At 42.5% G+C, this 1,804-nt stretch carries 2 protein-coding genes; both read right to left on the reverse strand.

Annotation, left to right across the window (positions count from 1 at the left end):
• Positions 1-69 precede the first annotated feature (69 nt).
• Positions 70-789, reverse strand: coding sequence for a reverse transcriptase domain-containing protein (locus tag HMPREF0980_RS19845; RefSeq protein WP_330375952.1), 720 nt, complete (start codon positions 787-789; stop codon positions 70-72).
• A 68-nt stretch (positions 790-857) separates the two neighbouring features.
• Positions 858-1,397, reverse strand: coding sequence for a reverse transcriptase domain-containing protein (locus tag HMPREF0980_RS19850; protein ID WP_330375953.1), 540 nt, complete (start codon positions 1,395-1,397; stop codon positions 858-860).
• Between the last annotated feature and the right edge of the window lie 407 nt (positions 1,398-1,804).

Raw genomic sequence — 1,804 nt, forward strand, 5'->3', positions numbered from 1 at the left:
AGGTAAATAATTATTTTATTTACCGTCCTCCCACACCACCGTACGTACGGTTCCGTATACGGCGGTTCTTTAATTTTCACAAACTGTTAGATAATAGCCAAGTAAGGATATGTATCCCAGCTTGGCTATTATTTTGTTTGAAAAGATTTGGTTTAGCACCTGTGCCATTCTCCAATATCCTTTTCTGCTACAAGCTAGTTCCTTGGCTTTCCAATGTTCTATGCCGAGCGCTTTTAACATTCGGTATCTCGTTTTGATTTTCTTCCATTGTTTCCAGTAGACTGCTCTGATTCTTCGCCTTGCCCATTCATCTGTACTTTTGAGAAGACCCTTCATATCTGCTAGTTTGAAGTATTCCACCCATCCCCGCACATACTGTTGGTATTTATCTTCTCTGACCGCATTACTCATCCCGTTATTTCTGTCCGTTAGCACTCTGAGCCTATCCTTCCGCTTGATTACTGATTTAGGATGTACTCTGAATCTACACTTGCCTTTATATCTATAGAAACTATATCCAAGATACTTGACCTTGCTGATGTGTGCCACTTTTGTTTTCTTCCTATTTACTTTTAGGAACAGTTTTCCTTCAATGTAAGGAAGGATGTTTACAAAGGTTCTTTCGGCGCTCTTTTTGCTCTTACAGAAAACCATGCAATCATCCGCATAACGGACAAATCTATGCCCTCTGTGCTCAAGCTCCCTGTCCAGCTCATTCAGCATAACGTTACTGAGCAATGGACTTAATGGTCCACCTTGTGGCATACCTATTTCCGATTTTTCAAACATTCCCATTACTCTGGCATACTGTGTCAAAAAGCTTTTCCAAGTCCATATCCACTACGTATACATAGCCATCATTTACATTCTTTTGGCATTGTTTGAGGGCACTGTGTGCCCCCCCTTTTGGGACGAAATCCAAAACTGTTTTCCGAAAACTGCTCCTCGAAGATTGGTGTAAGTTCCTGTGTGATTGCTTGTTGTATCACTCTGTCCACCACTGTTGGAACTCCAAGCTTACGAAACTCGCCTTTTGTTTCTTTGGGTATTTCTACCCTTTGAACCGGGTTTGGTTTGTATCTGCCTTCCCTTATCTCCTGAATTAGGGTTTCTTGGTTTCCTCTAAGGAAGGGCAGAAGTCCATCCACCTGCATACCATCAATTCCACCTTTTCCCTTATTGGATTCCACTCTCTTATAGGCCTTGTTAAGGTTCTCTTTGCGTAAAATCAATTCCAAAAGATTGTTCGTCCAATAGTCTGTGATGATACCGCTCTTTTCAGTAATCTTACCGTAGCCGAACACTTCTGCATACTCTTTCTGTTCCGCAGATACCATTTGCAGATAGTCCTCAATATGAAGTTGTCTGTTCTTAAATCTACTTTCAGTTACATTCATTGCTTGTATCTCCTAAAGTTCAGCCCTTCGCCGATGTTTGCAACCATCGGGTTAATATGGCTTCTGCTGACTTCTCGCCATTCGTTGTTACTCACGAATTTCATACTCTGTTTCCACTCGCTGACGAGACCTCCCTGGGTACCACACGTTTCTTTCACTCCATCTATCTGCCACATTTACTATAGTTGATTCCGAGTAGATATTGGACTTCGATTTGTATCGCAATCTTATCCTCAACCATAGCCTGATGTGATTTCTGTTCGTCAGACCAGAGATTTGCCTCCACCTTCCTTCAGATTCCACCTCACGATGGACACCCTTGGTCTTGGCTGTATCCTTCCCACTACTAGGGCGGATTAGGGACTTTCACCCATTAGAAACGTGCGCCGCCAGGCACACGATAAAAA

It is taken from the genome of Dorea sp. D27, assembly GCF_001185345.1.
GTDB lineage: Bacteria > Bacillota > Clostridia > Lachnospirales > Lachnospiraceae > Extibacter.